Source organism: Bordetella tumulicola, from assembly GCF_965138755.1.
Classification (GTDB): Bacteria; Pseudomonadota; Gammaproteobacteria; order Burkholderiales; family Burkholderiaceae_B; genus Bordetella_A; species Bordetella_A tumulicola.
In genome coordinates this window covers 1-2536 of sequence record NZ_CBCSFP010000026.1, presented here as the reverse complement: position 1 = coordinate 2536, position 2536 = coordinate 1, and the positions used below count along the sequence as shown (strand labels likewise).

Annotated in this window: 2 protein-coding genes; both read left to right on the top strand. The window is 58.2% G+C overall.

Annotation, left to right across the window (positions count from 1 at the left end; genetic code table 11):
• Nucleotides 1–319 precede the first annotated feature (319 nt).
• Nucleotides 320–1321: an ABC transporter substrate-binding protein gene (locus ACNAZS_RS26700; protein WP_415793636.1), complete on the top strand. Its 1002-nt coding sequence runs from the start codon at nucleotides 320–322 to the stop codon at nucleotides 1319–1321.
• A gap of 49 nt (nucleotides 1322–1370) precedes the next feature.
• Entirely contained in the window at nucleotides 1371–2219 is an 849-nt protein-coding gene (locus tag ACNAZS_RS26695) for a branched-chain amino acid aminotransferase (protein WP_415793634.1), read from the top strand.
• Nucleotides 2220–2536: the final 317 nt, after the last annotated feature.

Sequence of the window (2536 nt, the reverse complement as noted above, 5' to 3'; positions counted from 1 at the left end):
GCCTTTTGANGATCGGGCAGTCCCGCGCAGCGGGACCGAGGGCGCCTGCATGCGCCCGAGCCNAGCNGATTNGGCCNGCGNGGNGTTTAGACTCGGCTCCCATGCGCCAAAAGAACCAACTACCCCCGCAAGAACTCAACCCTAACGCGAAAGGATGCTCTTCCGACGACGAGGTTTGTCCGTCAAGGAGGGCACGTCACGTCAGACGTTATATCCCTCTATGATAAGGGATGGTCCCCCAAAAACATGACGCAATCATAGGCGTCATTTTCTCTTTCACCATTAATCCGCCTCCAAGGGAAATTTACCGATGAGAGTGATGAAAGCCCCCCAACGGCTGCTAGTTGCCTTGGCCACAATCCTGTTTCTGTGGTCTCCCATGACACATGCAGCGAGCACTGCTCAATGCGAAGTCAGCACACCGGTTCGCTTCAGTGGTCTGAATTGGGAATCCAACTTACTACTGGCAGGTATCGAACGCTTCATCGTCGAACATGGCTACGGCTGCAAGACCTCGGTGGAAATTGGCGAAACGCTGGCCATGCTGGCGGCGCTGCAGCGCGGCGATGTCGACGTCACACCAGAAGTCTGGCCCAGCCAGATCGGCGAGGCCTGGGAAAAGGCGCAGAAAGCCGGCAAGGTCTTGGCGGTTGGCCACGTCTTTGATGCGACCGAGGGTTGGTATATTCCCCGCTATACCGCCGAGCGCTATCCCGACCTGAAAAGCGCGACGGATCTGGCGCGCTACGCCAAGGCGTTCGCGGATCCCGAGGACCCTGAAAAGGGCCGAGTCCTCGGCTGCCCAGCAGGCTGGACCTGCGGCACACTGAATACCAACATGCTTAAAGCATTGAAACTCGAAGATCAGTACACGATGTTCGCTCCAGGCTCAGGCGCCGCACAAAAGGCCGCGATCGTATCGGCCTACAAACGAAAGCGCGACATCGTGTTCTATTACTGGACTCCCACGCCGTTGGTAGGATCGCTGGATCTGGTCAAGCTGCAGCTACCGCCGTTCGATCAGGCGGCCTACACTTGCATTACCGATCCTAAATGCGCGAATCCTGTCCCGACCGAGTTCAAACCGAGCAAGGCAGTGACCGGACTAAACGCTCAATTCGCCAAGCAGGCTCCGCAGTTGCATGCCTTCTTCGAAAAACTTCACCTTCCTAGCGCGGTCATCGACGACACGTTAGGTTGGCTGGAGAACGAAGGGGCCGAACCGGAAGAGGCGGCGCTGTACTTCTTGCGCACGTACCCAAAGGTATGGCACACGTGGGTACCCGCGGATGTGGCCGAGCGCGTACAGGCCAAGCTATAAATCAGCCCGCGGCAGTACGCCGCGTGTAGTCAAGCTAAGGAATAACAACATGGATGCAATCTTCTGGCACGATGACCAATGGGTCACGGAAAACCCTAAACTACTTGGCCCGGCCGACCACGCCTTCTGGATGGCCAGCATGGTGTTCGACGGCGCCCGTGCCTTCGACGGCCTGACGCCCGACCTGGACCTGCACTGTCAACGTGTGATCCGGTCTGCCGAAAAAATGCTGATGAAGCCCCAGCTATCCTGGCAGGACATCCGCGACCTATGCTTGCAGGCCGTCGCAAAGTTTCCCGAGGGCGAGGCCCTCTACATCAAGCCCATGTTTTTTTGCGCCGATGGCTTTCTGCTGCCCGACGCCGCGAAGACCCAGTTCGTGCTGCACGTGTTCAAAGTCCCTATGCCGGGCGAACAAGGCTTTTCTGTGTGCTTCTCCAGCTTTGTGCGCGCCTGGCCCAGTATGGCCCCGACCGATGCCAAGGCCTCCTGCCTCTATCCCAACAGTCAACGCGCCATCCGCGAAGCCAACGACAAAGGCTTCGATAACGCCATCATGCTGGACGGCGATGGCCACGCCGCCGAGTTCGCCACAGCCAATCTGTGGATCGCCAAGAACGGTGTTGTCTCTACCCCCGCCGACAATGGCACCTTCCTTAATGGCATCACCCGCCAACGCGTCCTGGGCTTGTTGCGCGCCGATGGCATAGATGTCCAGGAACGCGCCATAACCCGTGCCGATGTCGAACACGCAGACGAAGTTTTTTCCACCGGCAACTACGGAAAAGTCGTCCACGTCAATCGCGTCGAAGGCCGTGAGCTTTCTTACGGACCGGTTGCCCGTCGGGCGCGCCAGTTGTACATGGAGTATGCGCGCAAGGGTGTTTCCTCGCGTTAGGGTTGAGTTCTTGCGGGGGTAGTTGGTTCTTTTGGCGCATGGGCATTGTGTTTAAACCCCCCGCCGGCCAAATCGGCTTGGCTCCCATGCTCGCAATAGATCAATACCGCCGTCGCTTTGATGCGATCAGCATCTACACAAGAGATGTCGTCGACGACTGCTCGATCGTAGATCACGAGCGTTCATGTAAAACGAGATCGTTGCAAGCCCAACATCCAAGGTGACACCCTATCGCGAGTTCGGGGANCGTGCCAGGGCGTGGGGNGAAGGCTTGGAGTTCGCCGACGATACCTCTACGGAAGGCCAGGACGCAGATG

Excerpts from the sequence above, each read along its gene's own strand:
- ACNAZS_RS26695 (WP_415793634.1), top strand. The coding sequence starts at position 1,371 with ATGGATGCAATCTTCTGGCACGATGACCAATGGGTCACGGAAAACCCT.
- ACNAZS_RS26700 (WP_415793636.1), top strand. The coding sequence starts at position 320 with ATGAAAGCCCCCCAACGGCTGCTAGTTGCCTTGGCCACAATCCTGTTT.